Genomic DNA, 26,090 nt, shown 5'->3' with positions numbered 1-26,090 from the left:
TCAGTCTTAGGGGTGCAAAGGTATGGCCAATTACTCAACTAATGAATTTCGTTCTGGCCTAAAGGTAATGCTGGATGGGGATCCCTGCAGCATTTTGGATAATGAGTTCGTCAAGCCAGGCAAAGGGCAGGCCTTTAACCGGGTGCGCATGCGTAACCTCAAGACCGGTCGTGTCTGGGACCGTACTTTTAAGTCCGGTGAGAGCCTTGAGGGCGCCGATGTCATGGACCAGAGTATGGAGTACCTCTATACCGACGGCGAATTTTGGTTCTTCATGGAGCCCAATACCTATGAGCAGTATCAGGCGGATGCCGCCGCGGTGGGAGACACCCATAAGTGGCTCAAAGAGCAGGAGCCCTGCGAGGTAACCCTGTATAACGGCACTCCTCTGTCTGTGACCCCCCCTAACTTTGTGGAGCTCGAGATCACAGAAACCGACCCCGGTCTCAAAGGTGATACAGCTCAGGGCGGCAGCAAGCCCGCAACACTCTCTACCGGCGCCGTGGTGCGCGTCCCCCTGTTTATTTCTCAGGGTGAAGTGATTCGCGTGGACACCCGCTCTGGAGAGTACGTCGCTCGCGCGAGCAAGAGCTGATATGAGTGACTGGCGGCCCGGGGCAACCCGTGCCGCTCTTGAGGCCCGCGCTGCGCTTTTGGGGACGCTCCGCGCGTTCTTCGCGCAGCGTGATGTTCTTGAGGTAGATACCCCGGTTCTGGCCAGCTTCGGTGTCACCGATTCTGCCATCGAACCCTTGCGCACTATCGCCTCTCGAGTGGACTCCCGCTCGATGTTTCTTCAGAGCTCTCCCGAATTTGCCATGAAGCGATTGTTGGCGGCAGGCAGTGGGCCCATTTATCAGCTAGGCAAAGCTTTTCGCGACGGCGAAGTTGGCGGAAGACACAACCCCGAGTTCACACTACTGGAATGGTACCGCCCGGATTTTGAGCTTGAGCAGCTCATTGAGGAAGTTGGTGCATTGGCCTGTGAGTGTCTCGGCCGTGATGGTTGGAGCGTTAGCAGCTACGCCGCATTGTTCGAAGATGTGCTGGGTATAGATCCCTGGGAGACCAGCGCAGAAGAACTCAGAGAAATCGCGACCACGCAATTGGATCTCGGGAGTCTCGAGCTCGATTATGACGGCTGGCTGGACCTGCTCATGAGTCACCTGGTGGAGCCCAGGCTGGCGAATAGGGGCCTGCAGTTTGTGTGTGACTATCCGCCCTCGCAGGCAGCACTGGCGCGCTGCGCTGATCGCAATGGACGGACCGTGGCAGAGCGTTTTGAACTTTATGTCGATGGAATCGAACTGGCCAACGGTTATCGTGAACTTCTTGATGTACAAGAGTTAGCTGATCGCGCCCTCCGTGACAATGAGCGTCGTCGAGTATCGGGTCAGGAAATCCGGGATTTAGATCCTCGCCTTGTGGCGGCGATGCAGGAAGGTTTACCCGACTGTAGCGGTGTTGCCTTAGGTGTAGATCGTCTACTTATGGCCCAGCTTGGCGCTGATAGGCTTTCGGCAGTCATGCCCTTTGACTGGTCTCGATGCTAGGCGAGTAGCGTTTCCTCGCCAAGACTTTCTAGGCTTCGGGCGGCTCGATTCCCAAAATAGCGGGCGCATAGGCTGCAAGAAACTCTTTGTGCAGACGTCGGGGTTTACCCGAACTGATCTCGATGCACGCAAAGCGCACCTGAGCACGCAGTAAAGTTGCACTATCGGCGACTCGTCGTATCTGAAAGTGCCGGGTCATGGTCAGTCGTTTGTCCCAGTGAGTAATCCAGGTCGCCGTGTCTATTTCATCATCCAGATGAGAAGCTTTGAGATACTGGTAACGGCCTTCGACCACGGCCATCGCCCGGTCGAGACGGTGGTAGGCATCAATGTCCATGCCGAGGCTGGCGGAATGTTCCCAGGCACACTCTTCGCACCAGCGAACATAGATGGTGTTGTTGGTGTGTTGCAGGGCGTCTACATCTTCGGCATGAACCCGCGTACGCCGAACAAATGGTTCGGCGTAGTCCCAGTCATCTTCCATCGTCACTGTTTAGGCAGTCGCAGCGATGCCATCGCTGTCTGCGACGGACTCAAGGGGTTTTTGAGCGAACCCGCTGAAGCCGTAGACGATGGCAATGAGCGGACACACAATGTTAAAGATCGCGAACGGTGCATAGGTCATGGTCGCAACTCCGAGCGTTGCTGACATATACGCGCCGCAGGTATTCCAGGGAATGAGTGCGGATGTGATCGTGGCGGAGTCTTCCAGTGTGCGCGACAGGTTAAGTGGCGACAGGCGGTATTCCTTGTAGGCATCTCGATACATCCGGCCCGGCAGTGCCACCGCCATAAACTGATCGGCGGCAAGGATGTTGGTTGATATGCAGGTAGCTACGGTTGTCGCGATCAATGAGCCCGTACCTTTGACCATGCGCAGGGCGTGCCGTAGCCAGTAGTTGAGGATGCCTGTGCGCTCCAGAATACCGCCGAAGCCCAGAGCAACGATGATCAGCCAGACCGTGTTGAGCATGCTGCTCATACCGCCTTTACTGAGAAGCGCATCGAGAAACTCGTTGCCGCTATTGGCCTCGTAGCCGGCAAAAAGCGCAACCCACACGCCCTTGACCATGACCAGGCCAGTGGCCAGTTCCTCATCTCCTGCCATACGCTGCACCACCTCTGGCTGAAAAATCAGCGCGAATACGCCGCCCGCCAGAGCACTGATCAATATGGCTGGATACGCTGGAAAACGTTTGTAGACCAGAAACAACATCAAAGCAAACGGTAGTAAGAGGTGGAGCCCGATGCTGAATTCAACCTGAAGGCTGCTTTGTAAGGCCTCAATTTCCTGAGGTGTGGATGCATCACCGCCACCGATGAGTGAAAAAACCAGTAGCGCGATTGCAAAGCTTGGAACGGTGGTCCACAGCATATGCCGGATGTGATCAAACAGATCGACACCCGCAGCGGCCGATGCGAGATTCGTGGTGTCAGACATGGGCGACAGCTTGTCGCCAAAATAAGCTCCGGAAATAATTGCTCCCGCTGCCACCGCGGGGGACAGATCAAAACTCCCGGCAATGCCCATAAGCCCGATGCCCAGGGTTCCCGCCACAGTCCAGGAACTACCAACGCTGATTGCTACGATGGCACAGATAAGTGCGCTGGCGGCATAAAAAATCTGTGGGTTTAATATTTGGACGCCGTAGTAAATCATCGTGGGCACGGTGCCCGAGAGAATCCAGGTGCCGATCAACATTCCCACAGCCAGAAGAATCAGTGTGGGTCCGAGACCAACGCCGATACCATCGATAATGCCTTCCTGGGCCTCTCGCCATTGGATGCCCGTTCGCTGTCCCACCAGTGCTGTGATGCCCGTGGCGAGGACCAGGGCGATTTGATTGGCACCGTAGGACGCATCGGAGCCAAACAGGAATACTGATAGCGCCAGCATGGCTATGAGCATGACGATGGGAGCCGCAGCCAGAGCTGGCGTGAGCCGTTCGTTGTGGTGTCGCGTTGTGCTCAAAACCCGGTTACCTATCGCCTAAAGATCCTGAGCATGCCGCAAAAGACGGTTCTGGTACAGCGAGAGCGCTACAAACACAGCCAGATACCCTTGCATTCAGTACACTGCATGGCCTTGGTGCTAATTTAAGGCGTTATCAGTAGTGAAGAGTGATCGACGCGCTTTGCTTTTGGGTTTGTCCGCAGTGCTCCTCTGGTCGACCGCTGCCACGGCATTCAAGCTGGCCCTGGCTGAGCTGTCGGTTTTACAGTTGCTCTTTGTTGCGATCTGGGTGTCGGCATTGGCTCTCCTGGGCACCCTGGCCTTCCAACGGCGTCTTGGCTTACTCTGGGAGCAGCTAAGCAGTACACCTCTGAGCTTTCTGGGCATGGCCTGTCTCAACCCGCTTCTGTATTACTGCATTCTTCTGGCGGCCTATGATCGTTTGCCGGCGCAACAGGCACAGACGATCAACTACACCTGGGCCATCATGCTGGCTCTGCTTTCGATTCCGGTTTTAGGGCAACGTCTTGCGGCTCGGGATTGGGCGGCAGTCGCTGTGGGGTATCTGGGAGTCGTCATTATTGCCACTGAGGGCAATCCGTTTTCTTTGCAGTTCACAAGCGGCATTGGAGTGGCACTGGCCCTGATAAGTACTCTGGTATGGGCAATATTCTGGTTGTTGAGTGCTCGCAGTGAAGGGGATCCCACAATTTCTCTCGCGGCGTACTTTGTCTGCGCCGCGCCATTGTCTCTGCTGCTCTGCCTATTTTGGGGAGGGGGTCTTCCGCCGCTGGGCGGTGGGCTGGCGAGCGCGGTTTACGTGGGTCTCTTTGAGATGGGTTTTACCTGGTTGCTATGGTCCACCGCGCTGCGAGCAGCAAGCAATGTGTCCCGCGTGGGCAATCTGATTTTCCTGTCGCCTATGTTGTCGCTGGTGTTTATCGCCTTGATTCTGGGTGAGGCGATACATCCGGCAACCTTAATAGGTCTTGCGCTTATCGTCCCGGGGGTGATACTTCAGCAGGGCAGCTCACCGTCCCGGGACTAAACATGGCGTTGGAACTACGCTCTTAAGAGCTCCGATAATTAGGTTTGGCAAAGGCTAGCTGCGCGGTGCCGATAATGCGCTCGCGAAAGCCGCCCTCGCAGTAGCAGAGATAGAATTCCCACATACGGATAAAGCGATCGTCAAAGCCCATCTCGCGTACTTCGTCCAGGCGGTCCATAAAACGCTGCCTCCAGTGCTCCAGAGTAAGGGCGTAGTCTGCGGTGATGTCCCGCAGGTGCACCATTTGCAGATTGCTGTCTTTGGCAATGTGCTTGGCAATGATTTCCAGCGACGGAAGGCATCCGCCCGGGAAAATATAGCGTTTGATGTAATCCACGGAACGGCGCGCCTGCTCATAGCGGTCATCGGTGATGGTGATCGCTTGAATCACCATTTTTCCGTCGTCTTTCAAGAGTTTGCTACAGCACTGAAAGTAACTGCTGTAAAAATCGTGGCCTACCGCTTCGATCATCTCTACAGACACGAGCTTGTCGTACTGACCTGTAAGCGCACGATAGTCTTCGCATAGCAGGGTAATGCGATCTTCAAGGCCCAACTCGGTCACTCGGGCCTTGGCGTAATCAAACTGCTCTTGAGAAATAGTGGTGGTTGTAACCCGGCAACCGTAGTGGGTAGCTGCGTGTATTGCCATACCGCCCCAACCAGTACCAATCTCCAGAAGATGGTCTTCTGGCTTGAGTTCAAGCTGTCGGCAAAGCTCGTCCAGTTTGTCTACCGCGGCCTTTTCGAGGGTATTGTCCCGCTGCTCAAACACGGCCGATGAGTACATCATCGTAGGATCCAGAAACAGACGGAAAAAGTCGTTGCCAAGATCATAGTGAGCGGAGATGTTGCGCTTGGAACCTTCGTGGGTATTGCGATTCATCGCATGTGCAAGCTTTAGAGCAAGTTTTGTATACCAGTGTTGCTTTGATTCCATGGACTCCATGGTTTGCATATTGGCGCTGAACAGCCGGGTCACTTCTGTGAGATCCGGCGTAGACCAGTCCCCATCGATATAGGCCTCACCCGAGGCAACGGTTCCACCGATCAAGACTTTTCCATAGGCCTCGCGGTTATGCACCACAATTTCTGCATGAGGCTCTCCCGGCGTCTCCGGATTGCCGAAGTGATGGGTATCTTCGCCATCGTGAATAGTGACGTAGCCAACCTTAATGTGTGACAAGACCTGCAACAGGAAGTGGCGGGCGAGCTCGGTTTTGTTGCGAAAAGATTTCGCCTGGGGCAGTAGGGGGATCCTGCTGACACTGACATCGTTCATTATTGTGCTCCAGATTGAAGGCTGGTTCCGGGGTGTGGGTGATAAGGGATACGCTTGATAAATAGCTTAAGCGCCTGCCAGTAAATAGCCCCGGCTACTTTAGCGGTCATCAATGGGAACCTCCACAGAATGCCCCGCAGGCTGGTGGCGCTGATTTCTTCGGCTTGTAAGGCGAGCGTTGCGTCAAAGACCCGCTCACCCTCGCTGTGGTTTTCCAGGTGAATGGCCAGGCGCTCTTCTGGTGTATTGCTGCGCCACGAGTAGCGCATATCCATGGGGTTAAACGGTGAGACGTGAAACGTTTTGTCAAAGTCCTGGCGCAGAACCCGCTGCTCGGATTTCGCTGACAATACATAGCTGTGACGTTCGTCCCAGGGCGTGTTAGTAACCTCTGCGACCAGGTATTCAAGGCGGGACTCGTCGTCGTTAAAGCAGTAGTAACAGATGATCGGATTCATGCGCATTCCGAAATAGCGCAGATTGGCGAGGAGATAGATAGGCCCCGTATGCTCGGCCCCCGTCTCTTCCCTAATGCGCCGGCGCACCTCTTGCTTAAGGGGTTTTGCCGGATCGCCAAGGAAATCCTCGCGACGATAGCTGGCAGGCGCAAAACGAGAGGTAGACCAGAGTCTGCTCAACTTAAGAACCGCATCCACTTCATCCAGATGCAGGTACGGCATGAAGACACGATATTTAAAAGCGTGTTCCCGCGGTCTGTGACGCCGATGTCGCAGCGTACCGGTGTACAGCCGGGACTTCATGCCGCGGCGCTGACCTGCTCGTTCATCGCTTCCACCACGCGCAGTGCGCTCACTACGCCGTCTTCATGGAAGCCGTTGTGCCAGTAAGCACCACAAAACCACGTATTCTGCTGTCCATTGATGTCGCCCCATCGCTGCTGGGCAGCCATCCCCGCGAGGCTGAATACCGGATGATCATAGCTAAAGCGCCCAAGTATTCTGTGGGGATTGATAGAGTCTGTGTCGTTTAGCGTAACGCAAAACGTTTCCGGGGCCTGAATTCCTTGGAGGATGTTCATATTGTAGGTGAGCACGGCTCTTGAATCATCTACCCCCAGTCGATAGTTCCAACTGGACCAGGTTTTGCGATTCTCCGGGAGTAGTCGGGTGTCTGTATGCAGCACAACGTCGTTTGATTGATACGGAAGCGCTCCCAACACCTCCCGCTCTTCGTCGGAGGGAGTATCGAGCATCGCCAGCGCGTGATCGGAGTGCGTTGCGATAACCACCTGATCAAAGCGTTGCTCACTACCGTCTTCGAGTACCAGCGTGACCCCCGAAGCATCCCTGCGAACGCGACTGACCGGGATGCCCGTATGGATACGCTGTTCAAAACGGCGACAGAGGGGCGCAATGTACTCCCTGGAACCGCCTTCAATGACGCGCCACTGAGGACGATTTTTTACTGACAGCAGCCCGTGATTTTTGAAAAATCGCACGAAAAATTGCACCGGGAACTCGAGCATGCTCGCACAATCTGAAGACCAGATGGCCGATCCCATGGCTATCAGGTAGTCACGTTTAAAGGCCTCGCTGTAGTTTTTGCGGGTGAGATAGCTACCGAGGCTTTCGTCATCAGCGAGGTCACCGGACTCCAAATCAGCCAGGCTTTCTTTATTGAAACGCAAAATATCCCTGACCATTCTTAAGAAGCGGGGAGAAACGATGTTGCGGCGCTGGGCAAACAATGAGTCGAGGTTAGTCCCCGAATACTCTAATCCAGTGTCTTCGTCTCGCACGCTGAAGCCCATGGATGTCGCGCGACTGCTCACCCCGAGTTCGTCCATGAGAGCGATGAATTTCGGGTAGGTCCAGTCGTTAAAAACAATAAAACCGGTGTCTATGGCAAATCGACGGGTCCCGAGCTGGACGTCCATAGTTGCCGTGTGACCCCCAATTCGCTTGTTGGCCTCGAACACGGTAACCGTATGCCCGGCACTGAGATAGTGAGCACACGCTAACCCTGAGATGCCTGAACCTATTACCGCTATTTGCACCTAGGGGTGACTCCTATCTATTATTCGGAACGTTTGCTTTGGTGTTTCCGGCAGTGGTCCGCGGGACCGATGTCGGTCTCACAGCGAAGGATGCCGTCATTGAAATTACGCGGCGCTCAGGGTGCTGGATCAGCTACCATTAATACAAGTAGTAAAGTCATCCATTATGGACACAGTCGACGTATATCCTTGCATAAATCAAAGGGGCTTCAAGTGGACGAAAAATCTGGCACTGCTCGGGAACACTCCGACACGGTGAGAACCATACCTACGGGGCGTCGCACCGACGAGTGGAGCGAATGCCTGGTTTTGATCGCCGAGAAGCAGGATCGAGCGGCATACACACGTCTGTTCCGCCATTTTGCCCCGTTGATAAAAGCCTTTGCTTTGGCGGGTTCTGCGCTGTCCGCGACTCATGCGGACGAGCTTGTGCAGGAAGTTATGTTGAAAATTTGGCAAAAAGCCGGAGCTTTTAATCCGGAAAAGGCCGCAGCGAGTACATGGGTATATACGATTGCGCGCAACTGCCGGACAGACATGTTCCGTAGGCTTCAGAAGTTCGATACGCCACTGGCGGCTGAGGACTTCAGTCCGGATCAGGAAGATGAGCAGCCGTTTATGCAGCTCCAGAACCGTCGCAGCGCAGACAGAATAAGGGAGGTGATGAAAAATCTCCCGGCAGACCAGACGCAGATCATCGCCAAGGTCTATATGGAGGGCAAATCGCACGCCGAAGCGGCCTCCGAGTTGGATTTACCTCTGGGTACCGTGAAATCACGGGTGAGACTGGCAGTGCAGAAGATGCAGGTGCAGTTCGAGATTGCCCAGGAGAGTAAGTAAATGACACAAGAGAATAGAGTTGTAGGTAAGACCATGGCTAAACATCATCCAGAACTGGACATTCTTACGGAGCACGCGGCAGGGAGTCTGTCCCTGGCCCAAGCGGCCTGTGTTTCGGCACACCTTAATTACTGCGATTGTTGCTCCCAGACGGTGAGCGGTCTGCAGACCATGGGGGCGGCGATGTTTGAATCTTTGGATCCTGAGCCCGTGGGAGATGCACTTTTAGATCGCGTTTTGGCGCGACTCGATGAAGAGCCCCCATTGAGCTACCAGCCCGCTCAGCGCCGCGGCCAGGATGCTACGCCGGCACTACTTAGCCGTTTGATGGCGGGTGACTTTTCTGATCTGGTCTGGAAGAAGGTGACTGATGCCCTGCGTATTACACCGATTCGTACCGGCGACCCGCAATTTGAATTCTCCTTGCTGCACATAAAAGCGGGAGGTGAGATCCCGCCTCACGATCACCGCGGCTCAGAAATGACGCTGGTCCTTCAGGGCGGATTTAGTGACGAGCGAGGCAGTTATCATCCCGGCGACTTCATCTATCGCAGCGCCAACGATGTCCACGCACCACGCGCCTTCGCAAATGAAGATTGCCTGTGTTTGGCGGTTATTGATGCTCCGCTAAGGTTCACCGGCTGGAAGTATCGCTGGATGAATCCGTTCCTGCGCCTTCAGGCAGGTTGATTTTTAGTCCACCGCGCTAACCAGGGTTATCAGCGCCTCTTTGGCTCGAGAAAGGGGACGGCGGTGGAGTGGATCAAACTCGCACTGCGCCCTTCGAAGCCCACACTCTCTGTGCTAAAGTCTTGCCCCCTCAAAAACTGGGGGCTTTAAAGGCGCCAGGAGGTGTCTTACCAGCGCACCAAGAACTGACTGATACAGGGTGAAACAAACATGCAGTTAGCCGTTCCCAAGGAACTCTACCCGGGAGAAAACCGGGTGGCCATGACGCCAGATACAGCCAAAAAACTCGTGCGCCTGGGCGCTTCCATACACATAGAAGCCGGTATGGGGCTTGGGAGTGGGTTTCAGGATAGTGAATACCTAGACGCGGGCGCCGAGGTCGTTGCAGACCGCGCCGCTCTCATAAGTTCAGCCGATATGTTGCTGCGCCTGCGCAAGCCTGAAGTGGCTGAAGTTGCTCAAATGAAGCGCGGTTGTATCCATATCAGCTATCTAGATCCTTTTAACGAGCATGAGTTGGTACAGGCGTTCGCCGCAGCGGGGGTGACTGCTATCAGCATGGAAATGATCCCTCGCTCCACGCGCAGTCAGAAAATGGATGCCCTGAGCTCTCAGGCTAACCTGGCCGGTTACGTCATGGTCATGCTTGCGGCCACGCGTTTGCCGCGTATCTTTCCCATGATGATGACCCCCGCGGGCACACTCAAGCCCGCTAAGGTGTTCATTATCGGTGCTGGTGTAGCAGGCCTTCAGGCCATTGCGACCGCTAAGCGGCTTGGTGCGAAGGTTACCGCTTTTGATACCCGCCCGGTGGTGGCTGAGCAAGTGCAGTCTCTGGGCGCAACCTTCCTCGATATTGATCTCGGCGACACAGGCCAGACCGCTGACGGCTACGCGAAAGAGTTGACCCCGGAACAGATTCAAAAGCAGCAGGACGCCCAGGCGGCCGTGATTGCTGAGTCTGATGTTGTGATTACTACGGCGCAGGTATTTGGTCGTAAGCCACCGGTGATTGTGCCCCGCTCCATGGTCGAGGGCATGCAGCCCGGCGCTGTGGTTGTGGACATGGCCGCAGAGACCGGCGGCAATGTTGAGGGATCAGTCCCCAACGAAGTGGTAGACATCAACGGTGTGACCCTCGTAGGCCTTGGCAATCTGCCTAACTACGTTTGCCGGGATGCCTCGGTGATGTACGCGAACAACCTCTTTAATCTGGTGGAAGATACCTGGGACAAGGAAGCCGGGGAGTTTGTGCTGGATATGGAGAACGACATTCTGCCGGGCTGTGTGATTACGCACGATGGGGCTGTTGTTAACGAGACCATCAAGAACATTCTGGCGGGGGATGCCTGATCATGGATGCGATATTCCTAACGTTTATTTTAATGCTGTCGATATTTCTCGGCTTCGAACTCATTACTAAAGTTCCAGCGACACTGCATACGCCCCTGATGTCTGGCGCAAATGCCATTTCGGGTATTACCGTCGTCGGCGCGATCGCGCTGGCGGGTAACGGCCAGCAGGATCTTGCTAACTGGCTGGGCGCGGGCGCCGTGGCTTTAGCATCCATCAATGTGGTGGGCGGCTATATGGTGACCGACCGCATGCTTGCCATGTTCAAGAAGAGAGGGGGCTGATTGTGAGCGTATCTCCTTTTGGGATTGAGCTGGCCTATGTCGTTTCTGCGGCACTGTTTATCTATGGCCTGAAACTTCTGGGCTCAGCCGCTACCGCGCGGCGAGGTAACACGATATCTGCAGCGGGTATGTTGCTGGCTATCGTTGCTGCGCTCCTTGATCAGGGCATTGTTGAATATCAGTGGATACTCGCAGGTTTTGTGGTGGGTGGCGCGATTGGCGCTTCAGCCTCGCGGCTCGTGCAAATGACTGCGATGCCTGAAATGGTCGCACTGTTCAACGGCTTCGGTGGCCTTGCGAGCCTTTTGGTGGGCGCCGCGGCGATTAGTGCGGATGCGGGCCTGTTTACTCTGATTACGATTGTGCTGTCGATATTGATCGGCGGCGTAACCTTTACAGGGTCTTTGGTCGCCTACGGAAAGCTGAGTGAGAAGATCTCAAGCGCTGCCGTACAGTTCAGCGGCCAGCAGATGGTCAACAGCGTGATTATCTTCGCGATCTTCGTCTGTGGCTGGCTGTTCTGCCTCTATCCGGACACACCGTTCTGGCTCATTCTTATGATCGGTCTGTCCCTGGCCTTCGGCATCATGGCCGTAATCCCCATCGGCGGCGCAGATATGCCGGTGGTCATCTCGCTGCTGAACTCCTACTCAGGCCTCGCCGCCTGCGCTGCGGGCTTCGCGATCAACAACAATATCTTAATCGTGGCGGGCTCACTGGTGGGTGCATCGGGCATTATTCTGACGCAGATCATGTGTAAGGCGATGAATCGCTCGCTTTCCAACGTGCTGTTTAGTGGCTTTGCCGCCGTGAGCGATGAAGAGACCGTGGTAGAGGGAGAGATCAAGCCGATCTCGGCTGAAGATGCCTACTATATTCTCGAAGCCGCGACTAACGTTGCGATCATCCCGGGCTACGGCATGGCGGTTGCTCAGGCACAGCACGTGGTCAAAGAGCTTACCGAGCTTCTTGAGAAGAACGGAGCTGAGGTGAACTTTGGTATTCACCCGGTTGCGGGCCGTATGCCAGGCCACATGAACGTGCTCCTTGCCGAGGCCGATGTCCCCTACGATCAGCTCCTTGAGATGGACGATATCAATCCCCGCATGGAGACTGTGGATGTGGCGATTGTGATTGGTGCTAACGACGTGGTGAACCCCGCCGCTAGGGATGTAGAGTCCTCGCCCATCTATGGTATGCCGGTGATTAATGTGGATCAGGCGCGCACAGTTTTCGTGCTCAAGCGTTCTATGGCGTCTGGCTTTGCCGGTATCGAAAACCCCTTGTTCTACAAAGACAACACGCGGATGTTGTTTGGTGATGCCAAGGAGTCCATCGGTAGCCTTGTGCGAGAACTGGGCAGTAACTGATCCCTCTCTAATGCTATAGGCTGCTCTTTGGGGTCTCCCGGGAGCTGCCTTGCTCGTATCTTCCTCCCCCGTTAGGCTTGCCCGATCAATTTTGGTGAGAGGTGACTTCCATGGCGGTCAATACGTCTCGATCGACATCCAACGAATCCCGCGGGAAGACCGTGGGCTCAGAGCCTATGGATCTTCAGGCTTTTGCGGATCAGCATGAGAGTGATGTTTCCGAGGCGCCTATGTTGGCGGCGCTGCGCGCGGAGCATCGACACATTGCGAGCGTTCTCGCCTTGTTATCCGATCACCTGAATGCCATAGAGCGTAGTGAACTTGTGGACACCCACGTCATTTACGAGATCATGGATTACATGGTCACCTGGCCGGATCGATTTCATCACCCCCGGGAAGATCTGATTTACGGCTACGCCGCCGATGTCGATAAAAAGCTTGCTGAAGACCGACGTCGCCTTGAGCAAGACCACGACCATATGGCGCGCAATGGCCGAGATCTGTTGCAAGCTGTCGAGGACTGGCGTCGAGGCGAGCTCAGCGGAGCCGAGGTGGTACGTCTTGGCCGCGAGTATGTGCAGGCGTCCTATGGACATATGAGCTTTGAAGAGCGCGAGGTGTTCCCGGTCATCGATGCGGTGCTCACCTATGCCGACTGGCGAGAGTTGTCCGCAGATGATCAGCTGAAGCCTGTGGGGGACCCGGTTTTTGGTCGCCGCGTACAGCGAGAGTTTAGAAACATGGCACGCAAGCTCCGTCGGAGTTTGCGCCGCGGGGTCGAGCGTCAGGCGGTGGCGGAGTGGGTGAGTATAGAGTCTCTCTTTGAAGCCTACGAAGTCATGGGTATGGCCAATCAGAGTGGGCGTGACATCACCCGGGAGCAGCTGAAGAGGGGGCTTCGAGAGGCCAGCTACATTGTTCTTGATCAGCCACTCAAAGCGCCGTTTCTCTGCGCCGTAAATAACACGCGGCTCACCGTGCAGTGGCTGGATGATATGCAGGGCGTCTACCGTGATGCGGTGTCAGATCTGTTGAGGGTTAACCGTGAGCGGCAGGATCGTCTGCGACTCCTGAAACGGGCAGGGCGACCGGGCTAGGTCATTTAGCCCTGCTTGCTAGTGAAGTTCAGCGTGATCCGTGAGCAGCGGCGCTGCGTCCAGGTCTTCCGCATCCATCATGAGCGCGATGCGCTCTAGCGACGATACCAACTGATACTGTTCCCAGCGAGGAAGCGCCTCAAACCTTCGGGAAAAACTTTCTTGCAATGGCTTGGGTGCTTCTAGGAGAACCGCTCTACCGGCTTCTGTAAGAGATACGTGCACCCGTCGTTTGTCTACTTTGCTCCGCTCACGTATCAACAACCCCCGCTCCTCGAGCTTCGATACGATGGCCGTTATGGTCGCCTGACTCAGGCTGACCGCATGTGCCACTTCGGTAGCGGTAAGTCCGTCATTGTCCTTGACGGCACGCAGCACCATCAATTGCGGCGCCGTGATCCCCACGGAGCGCCCCAGCTTGCGCGAGTGGATGCTGGTCGCCCGCAAGATCCGGCGAAGTGATACAAGCACGTCATCAAGTAATTCTGCCATCAGTGGAAATCCGCTTCGTCTGTTACAAATGTCATGTTTGGGGGCATGGTCAAGCAAGCTCGGGAGCGAGAGCGTGACGCAGAGCTTCTAGCCAGGGCGCGTAATTGTGCCACTGCTCGACAGAATCGCGAAACAATGGCTGACGGACCTGTTCGGATGAGGGGGTGCGTACCGGACGATCATTTTCATAAAATCGCAGGCAGCGCTCTTCGAAGGGGAGCTCCAGAAATCCCAGGAGTCTGCGCAGCTCTCCCTCAAAGTCATCCAGTAGGGACTCATGTTGCAGGCGGTGCACGCTGCCCGGTAGTACCGCGTCCCAGTGTGTCATGAGGCGCTCGTATTGTCGGTAGTAATGTCCCAGATCAGCCAGGTCGTAGCTGAACTCCTGTCCCTCGGCAAACAGCTGTTTGAAGTTGCTGAAGCAGCAAGCCATGGGCTCGCGACGGGCATCGATAATTTTTGCACGAGGCAAAATGAGTTTAATCAGCCCGATGTGCCGAAAATTGTTCGGCATTTTGTCTATGAAGAAAGGCGCGGCGCCTCGGTGTACCCGGGTCTCCTCGATGAAATCTCTACCAAGCTGCTGCAGTGTGTCGCTATCAAGATCGGCGAGGATGTTGGGGTAGCCAGGAGTCTCATCTGCTTCGTTGCGCTGACGACGGAGTCGCTGAGCACGAGACAAAATGTTTGGGAGCTCTCGGGTGCCGTCGACCTGGCTGTGGGTAGCCAGGATTTGCTCCAGTAAGGTGCTCCCTGCGCGCGGCATTCCCACAATAAATATGGGGTCGGGGGCACTGAAGCCTTTGCCCTCCTGGGCGCTTAGCAAGGCCTCGGTAAATCCCTGGCATTGGGCATCCACCTCGCGCTCGAAGCCCTCGCTTTGATAATTGAGGCCTGCACGCTTAAGGCTGTTACCCAGGGCATAGCTCTCGAAAGAGCTGGCAAACTCGCTGCGATCCTCAAATGCTTTACCTAATGCAAAGGCCAGGTAAACGCGATCAAGAATCGGAGGGTTGCTGGCCAGTTGCGTCTGCATTTTGTCGATCTGTGCTTCACTAAACTGATAGGTCTTGAGATTGGCCAGGGCATACCAGGCTTCGCCACCACCCTGGACGGCCTCGCTCGCAGACTCATAGGCGTCAATGGCGTTCGCGCCCGCACCGAGGGTCTTTAAGGCATGGCCTTTTGAGGTGAGGGTGATCGCATCTCCGGGTAACTTATCGAGAATGCCGTTAAAGCCTTTTATGGCTTCCTCGTAGCGACCCAATTGCAGAAGTTCGATCGCTTTTAGGGATTGATACTGTAGGTTCTGTGGTGCGCTGGCCAGAAGCAGCTCAGCTTGCGCCAGAGATTCTTCAAAGCGCTGACGCTTGCTCAGCACACGAATAAGATCAATGCGCAGCGCGACGTCCGAGGGCTCCAGCTCGCAGGCGGTTTCCAGAAGAAAATTCGCCTCTTCCAGCGCTCCCAGGCGTGCGCCAATATCCGCAAGAAGACGCATTCCCTCGGTATGTCGGGGGGACTGCCTGAGAAATTGTCGGCAGAGTTGCTCGGCTTTGAGTATCCGGCCCTGGGCTATTAAATCGGTAACGGCGATGAGCGCTTTGGGCAGCGCTTCGGCGCGGTGCAGCTGGGCGGCGGTCAGGCTTGCTTCCTGTTCCCGTCCCGCTTCCCGTAACAGGGTCAGGCGCTGCCTATAGCTCGCCAGTAGCGCAGGGTTAACGCGCAGGGCTTCGGCGTAGGCATCGATTGCCGCGGTGGGATTTTTGGTATCCCGGTACAGGTGCCCTTGTTCCTGCAGGCCCCTACCGTTACCCGGTTCGTTCCTCAAAAGCGTATTTAGATAGTTCTGCGCCGCGTCAAAGGATTGACTCATACGCGCACAAACGGCCGCCAGGTACAGAGCTTCCCCGTCCTGCGGGACAGCGAGCAAGTGAGTCTCGAGTACGCTCAGCGCGTCGGCAATTTGGCCTTTGCGCATCAAATTCTGAGCGTGGGACCCTACTGATTCAGCCGCCGAAGAGGACGCGCCCGACGAAGCCGGGCGCTCGGCATCACTCAAAGTTCCAGGTGAAGCGTACGCCGCCCGTCATAGGGCGAGCCAGGGTGACGCGGTCTCGGTCATTGACAAAGTTGTTTGACAGTTCCGCTGCTTCGTCCGTGAGGTTGTCCACATAAACCTCAGCCGTCCACTGGTTGTTTGAAACGCCCGCGGTAAAGCCGAGCATCAACCATGAGGCCACCGTTTGACGATTGATCGCAATAATGTCGCTAAAGGACTCGTCGGAGTAGGCAAGGTGCGGCATTACATGGGCGCGCAAGCCGTTGTTCAGATCCCAGTTATAACGCGCACGAATGGTCGCCTGCAGCTCCGGTGCAAAAGCCAGAGAGTCGCCCTTACGCACATCGTTGGTTGGCGTGAGTACTTCTGTGATCTCTGTATCGAGCATAGAGAAGGAGCCGCTCACCACGAGTCCCGGGAGGGAGATGGGCGCCCAGTCTACGGAGCCCTCCAGACCCATAACCTCAGCATTGGCCGCGTTGTCCGAGAAGAACAGGTTCACGATGCTGGGATCAAAGATGGTGGTTTGCAGACGCTCGATGTCGACAAAGAACAGGCTGCCGTTAAATCGCAGGGACTGGTCCAGCAAATCAAGTTTCCAGCCGAGCTCATAGTTGGTGACATCGTCCGTATCCAGGGCGAAGGGTACTTGATAGCCATTGGGGCCTGATGCACCGCCGGGGCGATTCAGCAATCCCGGACGAAAGCCTTCGGACAAAGTCACAAACCACAGCTGATTCTCGGTGGGGGTGTATGACAAGCTCAGCTTGCCAATGACACCATCGGTTTGTGCCTTGGTGGGCGCATTGAGTAATGCAGCCGCTACCTGGTCCGGCGCTTCATCGATGTTGTCCAGGGTGTAGGTCAGCTGGGCGTCAGGATTACAGGTGCCACGGAAGGTGATTTGTCCATCGCCGTTGTACAAGTCCGAGATGTCCGTACCGAAAGAGTTTGAATCCGGCTGGAACAAGTTACAGAAGGACGCATTAGCGCTGCCTTCAAGACCGACTTCGATGTCATACCAACGCGCGCCCGCAGTCAGTGCCAGCTGATCTGTGATATCGAAAGTAACTTCGCCAAACACACCCATCTGCTCATCGGTGCGGCGCACGTCGTTGCGGAAAATTACGCCGTCAGGGAAGGGGCCCGGATCCGAGATGTAGCCCGTGGTAAATGGGAAGTTGGGCGAAAATCCGGTTTGCACACCGTAGCCATCAACCTGCGTGGAGCCTGGATAGGTAAAGTCGTTGCGTTCGGTCAGCTCCAGATCGCTGTAAAACGCACCTACAGTTGCGCGAATGCGACGGTCTTCTGCAGTGTTCAGGCGGATTTCGTGGGTTGTCACTTCGGTTTTTGTGATGCTGCCGACAAACAGGTCCGGAGCCTGACAGGTTCCGCTGGGTGCGGCATCGCCAGGGTAGGACACAGAGCTGTCACAGATGTAGTAAGGCAGGTATTGCCCCACAAACAGGTAATCCGAATAGTCGACTAATTGGTCAGTTTGACGATCCGTGAATGCACCGGAGTACAGCACCTCAAGTTCACCGATGCGTCCGGAGAGGGTCCAGGCCGTATTGCTAAACTCATCATCGATGCTGTCGGGCTGGAATCGCGTGACTTCGTAATCACCTAATTCCGGATCCGAGAAGAATACTCCATCGGAATCAAGCTGCTGCTGCATATGCGATACCTGCAGGTCCCAGTCAGCATTGATGGTGTAGACACCCGCAAGACGGAAGCCTGCATAGGTCGTGTCGTTAAAGTCGTCTTCGGTTCGGGTGCTGTTGTCGGCATCGATGAAATTGACGCCAGATAAGTCCGCCTCGGCCTGAAATCCGCCGCGCTGCTCGCTAACAGGAACACCGTTGGCGCGCATGGTGCCAGCGGGTCTAAAGCGTGCGCTCTCGCTGGTGTTCAATGTGCCAGCGACGTTATCGATATAGCCGCCCATGCGATCAACATAGACAACTCCGCGCAGCGCGAGCTTATCGGTTACCGGTACGTTGATCATGCCTTCGACGTTGTTACTCATCTCGCCGCCCTTGGTAAAGGCAGTACCCACCTTCATGCGACCGTAGGTGCCACTGAAGTCAGGTTTGTTGGTAATCAAACGTACCGTGCCCGCCTGTGAGCTGGCACCAAAGAGCGTGCCCTGGGGGCCGGCGAGAACCTCGATACGGTTCATGTCTGCGGCATACACATCCAGATTTCGTCCGGGCTGTGCGAGGGGCTGCTCATCAAGATAGAGCGCCACGTTGGGCGATAGCCCGGCAACACCAGCGGTGGTGAGGTTTGGCGTAGTAGAGGCAACACCGCGAATGTAAATCGTGTTCTGTCCGGGACCACTACCTCCGGCAGTCACGCCCGGCAGCTGTACGAGATAATCCTCGAAGTTTGTCACGCCCATGTCATTCAGGGTGTCTTCCCCCAGGGCCTGAACCGCCACGGGAATGTCCTGCGTACTCGCCGAGCGCTTGGTCGCCGTGACGATGACTTCCTCGAGTTGGGCGTAGGCGCTGGCGCTGGCCAGGCTGCCCCCGGTAACACTGGCGATGACTGCAGCTCGGGTGGCGGCGTTCAGCTTATTTCTGGATAGCATGGTGTCTCCCTGACAAAAATAGTGCACAAAAAAAGCGCTAATAGTTTATAGCAAAAACAATTCTTCTGCCGATTATACCGGCATCGCCCTTTAAATACTGATTTGTATGAAGTTTTTACAATTAGCGACTAAAAGAAAGATTTGTACACTATGCATTAATGTTTTGCTGACATCAGATAATCTGCGTACCCTTCCGCCTTTGCTCCACTAAACAGAGGTTCAGATGACCGGTCCAGCCGACAACAAGGCGCCTGAAAGCCAAGGCTTCATGGGTTTTAGCGTGGATAAGGGCGTGTTTTTTCCGTCCACCGCGGCGCTTTTATTGATGGTCTTTGGTGCTGCGCTTGCGCCTGATGAGAGCAATGCGTTCCTGCAAAGTGTTCAGGGTGCCATCGTGACCTACGCCAGTTGGTACTACGTACTGGTTGTGGCCATCGTGTTGCTCAGCGTATTGATCTTCAGCTTCTCGCGTTTTGGTGACATCAAGCTCGGGCCGGATCACTCAGTTCCCGAGTACAGCTCGCTGAGCTGGTTTGCCATGCTGTTCGCTGCGGGTATGGGCATCGGGCTGATGTTCTTTGGTGTGGCCGAGCCGGTGATGCACTTCCTCGAGCCACCCCATGGGGAGGGCAGCAGCATCGAGGCGGCGGGTCAAGCCATGACCCTGACCTACTTCCACTGGGGACTTCACGCCTGGGCTATTTATGCGATCGTCGCGCTGCTCCTGGGTTACTTCTCCTATCGGCATGGTTTGCCGTTGACCATGCGGTCAGCCTTTTATCCCCTCATCGGTGAGCGTATCTATGGCCCGGCCGGTGCGGCTATTGATGTATTCGCCATTGTTTGTACGGCCTGTGGTATCGCCACGAGTCTCGGTTTTGGCGTTCTGCAGATTAATTCGGGACTCGAATATCTGTTTGGTATCCCGATCTCCGCCGGTGTGCAGGTGATGTTGATCATTGGCACCATGGCACTGGCGAGTATCTCAGTCGCCATGGGGCTTAATGCGGGTATCAAACGATTGTCCGAGCTCAATATAGGACTTTCGGTACTACTTTTGATCGGCGTCCTCATTGCGGGACCCACTATTCTTATCCTCGGTGCAACGCTCGAGAGCCTGGGCATCTATATCAGCGAGTTGATCAGCAAAACCTTCACGTTATACGCCTACGACCCCACTGATTGGCTGGGGGGTTGGACTATTTTTTATTGGGGTTGGTGGCTGAGCTGGTCACCCTTTGTGGGATTGTTTATCGCGCGTATCTCTCGAGGTCGCACCATCCGCGAGTTCACTCTTGGTGCCATGCTGGTCCCCTGCGGGTTCACTCTGCTGTGGATGGGGGTGTTCGGCAATAGCGCGATTAACCTGATACTGAATGAGGGGGCGATGCAGCTGGGGGAGGCTGTGTCGGCCAATCAGGCGGTGGCGCTGTTCAGATTTCTCGAGTTCTTGCCGTTTTCCACTTTCTTGTCCGCGGTGAGCCTGGCAATGATCGTGGTCTTCTTTGTGACGTCGGCGGACAGCGGCGCTCTGGTGCTCAATATGCTGTCGGCCAATGGTCGTGATGATACGCCGGTGCTGCAGCGGATTTTTTGGGCCGCGGTGATTGCCGCAATTGCCGCGGTATTGCTGCTGGCGGGCGGCTTGTCCTCGCTCCAGACCGCCGCTATTGCCAGTGCACTGCCCTTCTCGCTGGCTCTCCTGGGGGCAATTTGGGGTTTTGCAAAGGCGCTGTCGCTGGATGCCTCTCAGCGCAACGCACAGAGTGTATCTCCAGCCTCGGGAGCCGATGGCGACTGGCGCAGCCGGCTGTCGAATCTTTTGGAGTTTCCCGAGGACCGCAGTGTCCAGAAGTTTCTTAAAGATCAGGTGGGGCCTGCGCTTCGAGAGTTTGCCCAAGAGCTTGAGAGTCACGATGTGGAAGCCCACGTCACCGAGGAATCTGATAAACAGCCCAGAGTGCGCATGGAGGTGCTCAACGGTGGCGAGATTGACTTTGTTTACGAGGTTCGAAGTCGTGTGCACGCCATGCCTGATGAGCGTTTAGCGGGAGAGGCCATTTCGTCAATGGCCGAGGGTGATCGCTACTACCGTGCTGAGGTGCACTTATCTCAAGGCGGTCAGGACTACTGCATTATGGGTTGGACGCGAGAGCAGATTACCCACGACATATTGAGTCAATACGAGAACCACCTGCACTTTCTCACCACGATGCGCTGAACCTAAGCGCTGGTTGATACTGCCTCGTTGCGAAACTGCAGCTTGGCCAATCGGGCGTAAAGCTCTGAGCTTTTCAGAAGCTCATCGTGGGTGCCCGTGGCTACGACCTTGCCGTCCTCCAAAACCGCGATGCAGTCGGCATCTCGAATCGTCGCCAATCGATGCGCGATGATCACGGTGGTGCGTTCGTGCATGAGTTCGCTAATGGCCTGTTGCACCTGGTGCTCGCTCTCGGCGTCCAGGGCGCTGGTTGCCTCATCAAGTAATAACACCTTGGGATCGGTGAGCATGGCTCTGGCTAAGGCAATGCGTTGACGCTGGCCTCCCGATAGTCGAACCCCTTGTTCGCCCAGATAGCTGCCGTAGCCCTCGGGCAGGGCGGTGATAAAGTCGTGGGCATGGGCACGTCGCGCCGCGGCTTGTATTTCCTCATCGCTGGCGTCGGGTTTTCCATAGGCAATGTTGTAGCGAACATCGGCGCTGAAAAGTGTGGGCTGTTGCGGAACGATGGCGAGATTGGCGCGCAGCTGAGCCAGAGACATTTCTCGAAGATCAATGCCATCCAGTAACAAGGCACCGGACTGGGGGTCGTAGAAGCGCTGGAACAGCTCGAACAGGGTTGTCTTGCCTGCCCCGGAGGGACCCACCAACGCCAGGCTTTTTCCCGCCTCAATGTTGAGCGACACATTGTCCAGCGCCAGCGTATCGGGACGAGAGGGATAGCTAAAAGAAACATCCCGTAAAAGCATGGCAGGATTCTTTGAGACTGATTCCCGGTCGCCGGTATCGGGTAGAGCGCTATCTGTTTCTATCAGCTCCAACAGGCGTTCCGTCGCCCCGGCGGCACGCTGGACGTCACCCCAAACCTCGGACAGCGTCGCAAACCCCGTGCCTACCATTACCGCGTAAAACATGAATGCGGCAAGTTCGCCGCCGGTCATAGCGCCGCTGATGACGTCCCGGCCCCCGGAGTACATCATGGCGATCATGCCGCCCGACAAGACAATGATGGCGAAGGCGATGAGCAGTGCCCGTTGCCGTACGCGAGAGCGGGCGATGACAAAGGCTTTTTCAACTTCCGCATCAAAGGCCTGGGATTCGGCACCTTCTCGATTAAAGCCCTGAACGGTGCGGATGTTCTGAATGATTTCGCCGGCATAGGAGCCCACGCTTGCCACGCTGTCCTGGCTGCTGCTGGAGAGCGTGCGAACCCGCCGACCAAAAATCATCACCGGCAGCAGCACCATGGGTACCGTCGCGACAATAAACAAGGTCAGCCTAAAGTTGGTAATGAGCATCATCACGATAGCGCCGGTCAGGGTCAGAGAGCTGCGCAGTGCCATACTCATGGAAGATCCAATGATCGTCTGTAACACGGTCGTGTCTGCGGTTAATCGCGACATGATTTCACCGGAACGGTTCTCTTCAAAAAACCCGGGATGCAGGCGGACGATGTTCCTAAACACCGCACTGCGAAGATCCGCGCTGATGCGCTCTCCCAACCACGATACTAAATAAAAGCGAAAGAAGGTGCCGATGGCTATCGCCGTCGTGATGAGCATAACAATACGCACCGCATCACCCAGGGCTCCCGGATCATCCCCACCGAATCCACGATCAATAAGTAGTTGAAGGCCCTTGCCCAGAGTGAGCGTGGCGCCCGCAGTAAAAATAAGCGCGATGGCTGCTGCTACAAGCCGCCATCGGTAAGGTGCAAGCTGACCGACCAGCGCTCGGAGTGGGGCGATGCCAGCGGCCTTTTCTTTCTTTGCAGTTTTCAGAAGTTGTCCTTGCGATTTGGCAGCTCAATGGCTCCCTGCAGGGCGGCTTTCTCGGCGGCGGTGTAGTCAGGAAAGGGTAGCCTCTCTTCACTTTTCCAGCTCTCAAGCTGCGCGTGTACTTCGGCAATTTTTTCTTCCGAAGCGCGGTAGAAATCGCGCACTTGGAGCACTTGCCCGGGACCACTAAACACAGCGCCGGCTTCGTGGACCAGCTCGATCATGCGTAAGTTGAGATCCTCGGCGACTGCAAGAAAGCGCTGATAGTCTGTGGTGCGTATACCCACATCGATGCGAATGACAGCGGTTGCAGCCTCGACCTGCTTAAGACGGATACTGACGGTCTCCTGCATGGCGTCCTCGTGAGAAAGATACAGCTCCCTCAACCTCGCGAGGATTACGCGCAGCTGATCCGCCGTAGTCATTTGTAGTTCGATGTGCTGGTAATAGCGAATACGATCCCTATGGCTGAAGTTTTCAACTTCTACCGATGAAAACACGGCGTTTGGCACCGCCAACATGGTTCGGTTGAGCGTGCGGATCATGGTTGATCGCAGGCCAATTTCTTCGACGAAGCCCACTATGTCGCCAAAGCGGCATAGATCGCCGGGATTTACGGGTCGCGCAGAGTAGAGAGTAATTGCGCCAATGATGTTCTCGAGGGTCTTCTGAGCGGCAAGTGCCACTGCCAGGGAGCCCACGCCCAGGCCCGCTATGATCGTGGACATGTTGTAGCCGGCGCGCTCCGCCCATACCAGTGCGACGACGAGTATGGCTGCAAACTTCACAATGGTTGTGAAGGGTTTCAGCAACGCTACATATTGCCGGTTACCGGCGCGCTCCAGACGTCGGATGTTGTAATCCCGTACCAGAGAGATCGTGCCGAGAAGCAGTATCGTAAAGGCGATGTAGTCGACGCCCGAGGAATTTAGGTAGATCCGCGCCGCCAAAGACAGCGCCAGCTGGTCCATGAGCCATCGAAAAATCAGCAGGAACAGGAAGTAACGCAGAGACCCCTGAAAGAAGCTCTCGATACCCAGGGGAAAGCGGTTGGGGACCAGTAAGGCGATACGCATCAGTACGTAACTGGCCAGAATGGCGAGATACCAGGCTGCGATCAGAAATACGATGCCTGCGATGAGTTGCCAGCTTTCCAGGCCGGCCACGCGATAGTCCGGAAGATGTCGCTCCAGCCATACGGCGAACTTACCGTAACCCAGATCTTCCCAAAGCCCGGGGATCTCAGCGACGCTGGCGTTGGAGATTTTCCAGGTCTTACCTCCGGCGCCATCGGGAATTCGCTGCAACAGGATGGGGACTTCATCGCCATTGTCTTTACGTATGACGCCCAGAAGATCGCGGTAGGACGGAAGGCCATCATCGAGCTTGCCCTCTGGCTCATCGCTCAGGCTGGTTATGTCGATGAGGTTTTGCTGGTTCCACAAAATCCGCAGCGCATCCAGGAGGTCCACGGGGGCCCACTGGGCGACGTCTTCCGGCAGGTAGCGCATATCCAGATAACTGGCGGCGCGCTCCCGGTCTTTTTGAGCGCCCGCATCTGCCAGCAATACGAGCAGTTGAAGCGGAGTCCTGGGGAGCTCTTCGGTACTCCCGAGTTCAGCAACCTTTTCGCGGATGACTGCTTCGGACTTTTTCTCGGTCTCAATTATCTCGCGCATGGTCTCGGTATCAGCCTCAACTTCAGCTTCCTCCTCGACCTCCTCGGCTTTTTTTTCCGCCTGCTCTTCTGCCGGGGCGGCAGGCACCTCGCTTGCCTCGTCTTGCGCGAAAACGCTAGCCGATAGCATGGCTGTGAGAAAAATAAATGTGCTGAGCAACCGCAGGGAACGGGTCATGGCTTGAGGATCCGGATTTTAAGAAAGTTCACAGTGTATCGCTCCTGCGCACCTTCACAAGCAGCTTTGCGATGCTTTAAATGATGTAAAAGGTGCTGCTCAGGACCCAGCTTGCGGCTTTAACACCAGGCGGCCGGCAATTACCCCCGCTTCAAACAGCAGCCACATGGGAATGGCAAGGAGAGCCTGGGAGATTACATCCGGCGGTGTTAAGAGCATTCCAAAGACGAAGCAGCCGACAATGATGTACGGGCGTTTGCGCCCTAGATCGTCGGGGGTAGTGATGCCTGCCCAAATAGCGATGAGCGCTGCGATGGGTATCTCAAACGCCAGACCAAAGGCAAAAAACAGCTTTAATACAAAGTTTAGATAGCTGTTGATGTCCGTCATGATGGTGATGTCGTCGGGAGCCACGCTGGTAAAGAAGGCAAAAATCAGTGGAAACACTACAAAGTAGGCGAATGCGGCGCCACAGTAAAAGAGCAGAACGGAGCTCGCGAGCACCGGCAAGGCAAAGCGTTTTTCTTTGCTGTACATGCCCGGCGCGATAAATGACCAAATCTGGAAGAGCACATAGGGGATGGCGACGAAGAGCGAAGTAAACAGCGTTAGTTTGAAGGGTGTGAGGAACGGTGAGGCAACGTCCGTGGCAATCATGCTGGCATTCTCGGGCAGCAGTGCCCGCAGAGGTTCCGAAACAAACGTGTAAATATCGTTGGCAAACGGGAAAAGACAGATAAACACGACAAGCACTGCAAGAATTGCGCGCAGGAGGCGGTCTCGCAGCTCGGTGAGATGCGCTACCAGGGGCAGCGGCGTATCGTTCTCGGTATCAGTCACCGGTTTTGTTGTCCGCAGATTCTGAGAGCTCACCCTCTGACGATGCAGAGGGTCCTTCTACGGTGCTTTCGGCCGCATCCTGACTGAGCGGCTTCTCTTTTGCTGACACCGGTTCGGACTCCCCCGCATCGTTTAAGGGTTCGGGCACATTGAGCCCGCTAGCTAAGTCAGAACCCAGCGATTGGGTTTCGCGACGTAGCTCGTCGCCGGTATCTTTAAGCGCTCTCAGGTCTTTCATAACCGCGTCGTTATGCAGCTCCTGCTGAACTTCCTGCTTGATATCGTTAAAACCGCGACGAATGCGATTTAGCCAGGCGCTGGCAGTGCGCACCGCATCAGGCAGGCGCTCCGGACCAATGACGATCAGAGCGACGACACCAATAATAAGTAGTTCGGCAAAGCCGATATCGAACATGCGAAATTACTGCTCTAGCGAGTGCGCGGAGGTACGTTTTAAGATCTAGACGTCAGTCTTGTTCTTTGCAGCATCACTGGTCTCGGGTTCGTCACCCTCGGCCGCGTTTTGCTCGGCTTGTTCATCGCCTTCGTCCTGCATGCTGCTTCGAAAGCCCTTTACCGCACTGCCAAGATCCGATCCCAGGCTGCGTAAACGCTTGGTACCAAATAGCATGACCACAATCGCCAGAATAATGAGCAACTGCCAAATGCTGATTCCACCTAATCCCATGACTCTCTCCTTTTTATCGCAGCGGCTCGTGGCTGCCGCGACTCTAAATGACTTTTATGACGCCCG

Annotated in this window: 23 protein-coding genes; 10 read left to right on the top strand and 13 right to left on the bottom strand. The window is 55.6% G+C overall.

Features of this window, described 5'->3' with window-relative positions:
* Positions 1 to 22: 22 nt before the first annotated feature.
* Positions 23 to 595: an elongation factor P gene (gene efp / locus ACTG39_RS04255; protein ID WP_439106286.1), complete on the top strand. Its 573-nt coding sequence runs from the start codon at positions 23 to 25 to the stop codon at positions 593 to 595.
* Position 596: 1 nt separating this feature from the next.
* Positions 597 to 1,553 carry an EF-P lysine aminoacylase EpmA gene (epmA, locus tag ACTG39_RS04250; RefSeq protein ID WP_439106285.1) on the top strand — a complete coding sequence of 319 codons (957 nt, stop codon included), beginning with the start codon at positions 597 to 599 and terminating at the stop codon, positions 1,551 to 1,553.
* Positions 1,554 to 1,581: 28 nt separating this feature from the next.
* Here the strand turns inward: epmA and ACTG39_RS04245 are convergent, their stop codons facing one another.
* Together ACTG39_RS04245 and nhaC are read right to left on the bottom strand one after the other, a co-directional pair.
* Positions 1,582 to 2,037, bottom strand: a complete 456-nt coding sequence (locus ACTG39_RS04245; protein WP_439106284.1) for an acyl-CoA thioesterase — start codon at positions 2,035 to 2,037, stop codon at positions 1,582 to 1,584.
* Positions 2,038 to 2,046: 9 nt separating this feature from the next.
* The gene (nhaC, locus tag ACTG39_RS04240; protein ID WP_439106283.1) at positions 2,047 to 3,525 is read right to left on the bottom strand and encodes a Na+/H+ antiporter NhaC; all 1,479 of its coding nucleotides are present in this window, start codon (positions 3,523 to 3,525) and stop codon (positions 2,047 to 2,049) included.
* Positions 3,526 to 3,667: 142 nt separating this feature from the next.
* Between nhaC and ACTG39_RS04235 the strand changes: the two genes are divergently transcribed.
* Positions 3,668 to 4,555 (top strand): DMT family transporter, encoded by an 888-nt coding sequence (locus ACTG39_RS04235; RefSeq protein WP_439106282.1) that lies wholly within the window; start codon positions 3,668 to 3,670, stop codon positions 4,553 to 4,555.
* A gap of 22 nt (positions 4,556 to 4,577) precedes the next feature.
* Here ACTG39_RS04235 and ACTG39_RS04230 read toward each other — a convergent pair whose 3' ends face one another.
* Genes ACTG39_RS04230 through ACTG39_RS04220 form a run of 3 tightly spaced genes read right to left on the bottom strand, consistent with a single transcriptional unit; the run spans position 4,578 to position 7,854 of the window.
* Positions 4,578 to 5,837 (bottom strand): class I SAM-dependent methyltransferase, encoded by a 1,260-nt coding sequence (locus ACTG39_RS04230; protein WP_439106281.1) that lies wholly within the window; start codon positions 5,835 to 5,837, stop codon positions 4,578 to 4,580.
* Positions 5,837 to 6,598 carry a DUF1365 domain-containing protein gene (locus tag ACTG39_RS04225; protein ID WP_439106280.1) on the bottom strand — a complete coding sequence of 254 codons (762 nt, stop codon included), beginning with the start codon at positions 6,596 to 6,598 and terminating at the stop codon, positions 5,837 to 5,839. The genes ACTG39_RS04230 and ACTG39_RS04225 overlap by 1 nt, the downstream gene beginning before the upstream one ends.
* Positions 6,595 to 7,854: an NAD(P)/FAD-dependent oxidoreductase gene (locus ACTG39_RS04220; protein WP_439106279.1), complete on the bottom strand. Its 1,260-nt coding sequence runs from the start codon at positions 7,852 to 7,854 to the stop codon at positions 6,595 to 6,597. Before ACTG39_RS04220 ends, ACTG39_RS04225 begins: the two co-directional genes overlap by 4 nt.
* Before the next feature lie 213 nt (positions 7,855 to 8,067).
* Here ACTG39_RS04220 and ACTG39_RS04215 point away from each other — a divergent pair, with 213 nt between their 5' ends.
* The 6 genes from ACTG39_RS04215 (at position 8,068) to ACTG39_RS04190 (ending at position 13,488) form a co-directional block, all read left to right on the top strand.
* A complete protein-coding gene (locus ACTG39_RS04215) occupies positions 8,068 to 8,694 on the top strand; it encodes a sigma-70 family RNA polymerase sigma factor (RefSeq protein ID WP_439106278.1) in 627 nt (208 codons plus the stop codon).
* The gene (locus ACTG39_RS04210) at positions 8,695 to 9,384 is read left to right on the top strand and encodes a ChrR family anti-sigma-E factor (protein WP_439106277.1); all 690 of its coding nucleotides are present in this window, start codon (positions 8,695 to 8,697) and stop codon (positions 9,382 to 9,384) included.
* Between the two features lie 210 nt (positions 9,385 to 9,594).
* Complete coding sequence (locus ACTG39_RS04205) at positions 9,595 to 10,737, top strand: Re/Si-specific NAD(P)(+) transhydrogenase subunit alpha (protein WP_439106276.1); 1,143 nt, start codon at positions 9,595 to 9,597, stop codon at positions 10,735 to 10,737.
* A 2-nt stretch (positions 10,738 to 10,739) separates the two neighbouring features.
* Positions 10,740 to 11,021 carry an NAD(P) transhydrogenase subunit alpha gene (locus tag ACTG39_RS04200; protein WP_008293208.1) on the top strand — a complete coding sequence of 94 codons (282 nt, stop codon included), beginning with the start codon at positions 10,740 to 10,742 and terminating at the stop codon, positions 11,019 to 11,021.
* On the top strand, positions 11,018 to 12,391 hold the full coding sequence (locus ACTG39_RS04195; RefSeq protein ID WP_439106336.1) for an NAD(P)(+) transhydrogenase (Re/Si-specific) subunit beta: 1,374 nt from the start codon (positions 11,018 to 11,020) through the stop codon (positions 12,389 to 12,391). Before ACTG39_RS04200 ends, ACTG39_RS04195 begins: the two co-directional genes overlap by 4 nt.
* Positions 12,392 to 12,501: 110 nt before the next feature.
* On the top strand, positions 12,502 to 13,488 hold the full coding sequence (locus tag ACTG39_RS04190; protein WP_439106275.1) for a hemerythrin domain-containing protein: 987 nt from the start codon (positions 12,502 to 12,504) through the stop codon (positions 13,486 to 13,488).
* 18 nt (positions 13,489 to 13,506) lie between these two features.
* Here the strand turns inward: ACTG39_RS04190 and ACTG39_RS04185 are convergent, their stop codons facing one another.
* From ACTG39_RS04185 to ACTG39_RS04175, 3 genes are all read right to left on the bottom strand, one after another.
* Complete coding sequence (locus ACTG39_RS04185; RefSeq protein WP_439106274.1) at positions 13,507 to 13,980, bottom strand: MarR family winged helix-turn-helix transcriptional regulator; 474 nt, start codon at positions 13,978 to 13,980, stop codon at positions 13,507 to 13,509.
* Positions 13,981 to 14,029: 49 nt separating this feature from the next.
* Positions 14,030 to 15,964, bottom strand: a complete 1,935-nt coding sequence (locus tag ACTG39_RS04180; RefSeq protein ID WP_439106335.1) for a tetratricopeptide repeat-containing sulfotransferase family protein — start codon at positions 15,962 to 15,964, stop codon at positions 14,030 to 14,032.
* A 70-nt stretch (positions 15,965 to 16,034) separates the two neighbouring features.
* A complete protein-coding gene (locus ACTG39_RS04175) occupies positions 16,035 to 18,641 on the bottom strand; it encodes a TonB-dependent receptor (RefSeq protein WP_439106273.1) in 2,607 nt (868 codons plus the stop codon).
* 223 nt (positions 18,642 to 18,864) lie between these two features.
* Here ACTG39_RS04175 and ACTG39_RS04170 point away from each other — a divergent pair, with 223 nt between their 5' ends.
* On the top strand, positions 18,865 to 20,862 hold the full coding sequence (locus ACTG39_RS04170) for a BCCT family transporter (RefSeq protein ID WP_439106272.1): 1,998 nt from the start codon (positions 18,865 to 18,867) through the stop codon (positions 20,860 to 20,862).
* Positions 20,863 to 20,864: 2 nt separating this feature from the next.
* Here ACTG39_RS04170 and ACTG39_RS04165 read toward each other — a convergent pair whose 3' ends face one another.
* The 5 genes from ACTG39_RS04165 to tatA all read right to left on the bottom strand — a co-directional run bounded on the left by ACTG39_RS04165 (position 20,865) and on the right by tatA (position 26,024).
* Positions 20,865 to 22,610 carry an ABC transporter transmembrane domain-containing protein gene (locus ACTG39_RS04165; RefSeq protein WP_439106334.1) on the bottom strand — a complete coding sequence of 582 codons (1,746 nt, stop codon included), beginning with the start codon at positions 22,608 to 22,610 and terminating at the stop codon, positions 20,865 to 20,867.
* A gap of 29 nt (positions 22,611 to 22,639) precedes the next feature.
* Complete coding sequence (locus ACTG39_RS04160) at positions 22,640 to 24,496, bottom strand: mechanosensitive ion channel family protein (protein ID WP_439106271.1); 1,857 nt, start codon at positions 24,494 to 24,496, stop codon at positions 22,640 to 22,642.
* 99 nt (positions 24,497 to 24,595) lie between these two features.
* Positions 24,596 to 25,336, bottom strand: coding sequence for a twin-arginine translocase subunit TatC (gene tatC, locus ACTG39_RS04155; protein WP_439106270.1), 741 nt, complete (start codon positions 25,334 to 25,336; stop codon positions 24,596 to 24,598).
* Positions 25,329 to 25,751, bottom strand: a complete 423-nt coding sequence (gene tatB, locus ACTG39_RS04150) for a Sec-independent protein translocase protein TatB (protein WP_439106269.1) — start codon at positions 25,749 to 25,751, stop codon at positions 25,329 to 25,331. Before tatB ends, tatC begins: the two co-directional genes overlap by 8 nt.
* A 45-nt stretch (positions 25,752 to 25,796) precedes the next feature.
* Positions 25,797 to 26,024, bottom strand: coding sequence for a Sec-independent protein translocase subunit TatA (gene tatA / locus ACTG39_RS04145; RefSeq protein WP_439106268.1), 228 nt, complete (start codon positions 26,022 to 26,024; stop codon positions 25,797 to 25,799).
* Between the last annotated feature and the right edge of the window lie 66 nt (positions 26,025 to 26,090).

This window comes from Congregibacter sp., from assembly GCF_965662665.1.
GTDB lineage: Bacteria > Pseudomonadota > Gammaproteobacteria > Pseudomonadales > Halieaceae > Congregibacter.
The sequence above is the reverse complement of the archived record's forward strand: the minus strand, read 5'-3'. Positions and strand labels throughout refer to the sequence as shown.

Coding starts and splice junctions, on each gene's coding strand:
- efp (WP_439106286.1), top strand. CDS start 23: ATGGCCAATTACTCAACTAATGAATTTCGTTCTGGCCTAAAGGTAATG.
- epmA (WP_439106285.1), top strand. CDS start 597: ATGAGTGACTGGCGGCCCGGGGCAACCCGTGCCGCTCTTGAGGCCCGC.
- ACTG39_RS04245 (WP_439106284.1), bottom strand. CDS start 2,037: ATGGAAGATGACTGGGACTACGCCGAACCATTTGTTCGGCGTACGCGG.
- ACTG39_RS04230 (WP_439106281.1), bottom strand. CDS start 5,837: ATGAACGATGTCAGTGTCAGCAGGATCCCCCTACTGCCCCAGGCGAAA.
- ACTG39_RS04225 (WP_439106280.1), bottom strand. CDS start 6,598: ATGAAGTCCCGGCTGTACACCGGTACGCTGCGACATCGGCGTCACAGA.
- ACTG39_RS04210 (WP_439106277.1), top strand. CDS start 8,695: ATGACACAAGAGAATAGAGTTGTAGGTAAGACCATGGCTAAACATCAT.
- ACTG39_RS04205 (WP_439106276.1), top strand. CDS start 9,595: ATGCAGTTAGCCGTTCCCAAGGAACTCTACCCGGGAGAAAACCGGGTG.
- ACTG39_RS04200 (WP_008293208.1), top strand. CDS start 10,740: ATGGATGCGATATTCCTAACGTTTATTTTAATGCTGTCGATATTTCTC.
- ACTG39_RS04190 (WP_439106275.1), top strand. CDS start 12,502: ATGGCGGTCAATACGTCTCGATCGACATCCAACGAATCCCGCGGGAAG.
- ACTG39_RS04185 (WP_439106274.1), bottom strand. CDS start 13,980: ATGGCAGAATTACTTGATGACGTGCTTGTATCACTTCGCCGGATCTTG.
- ACTG39_RS04175 (WP_439106273.1), bottom strand. CDS start 18,641: ATGCTATCCAGAAATAAGCTGAACGCCGCCACCCGAGCTGCAGTCATC.
- ACTG39_RS04170 (WP_439106272.1), top strand. CDS start 18,865: ATGACCGGTCCAGCCGACAACAAGGCGCCTGAAAGCCAAGGCTTCATG.
- ACTG39_RS04160 (WP_439106271.1), bottom strand. CDS start 24,496: ATGACCCGTTCCCTGCGGTTGCTCAGCACATTTATTTTTCTCACAGCC.
- tatB (WP_439106269.1), bottom strand. CDS start 25,751: ATGTTCGATATCGGCTTTGCCGAACTACTTATTATTGGTGTCGTCGCT.
- tatA (WP_439106268.1), bottom strand. CDS start 26,024: ATGGGATTAGGTGGAATCAGCATTTGGCAGTTGCTCATTATTCTGGCG.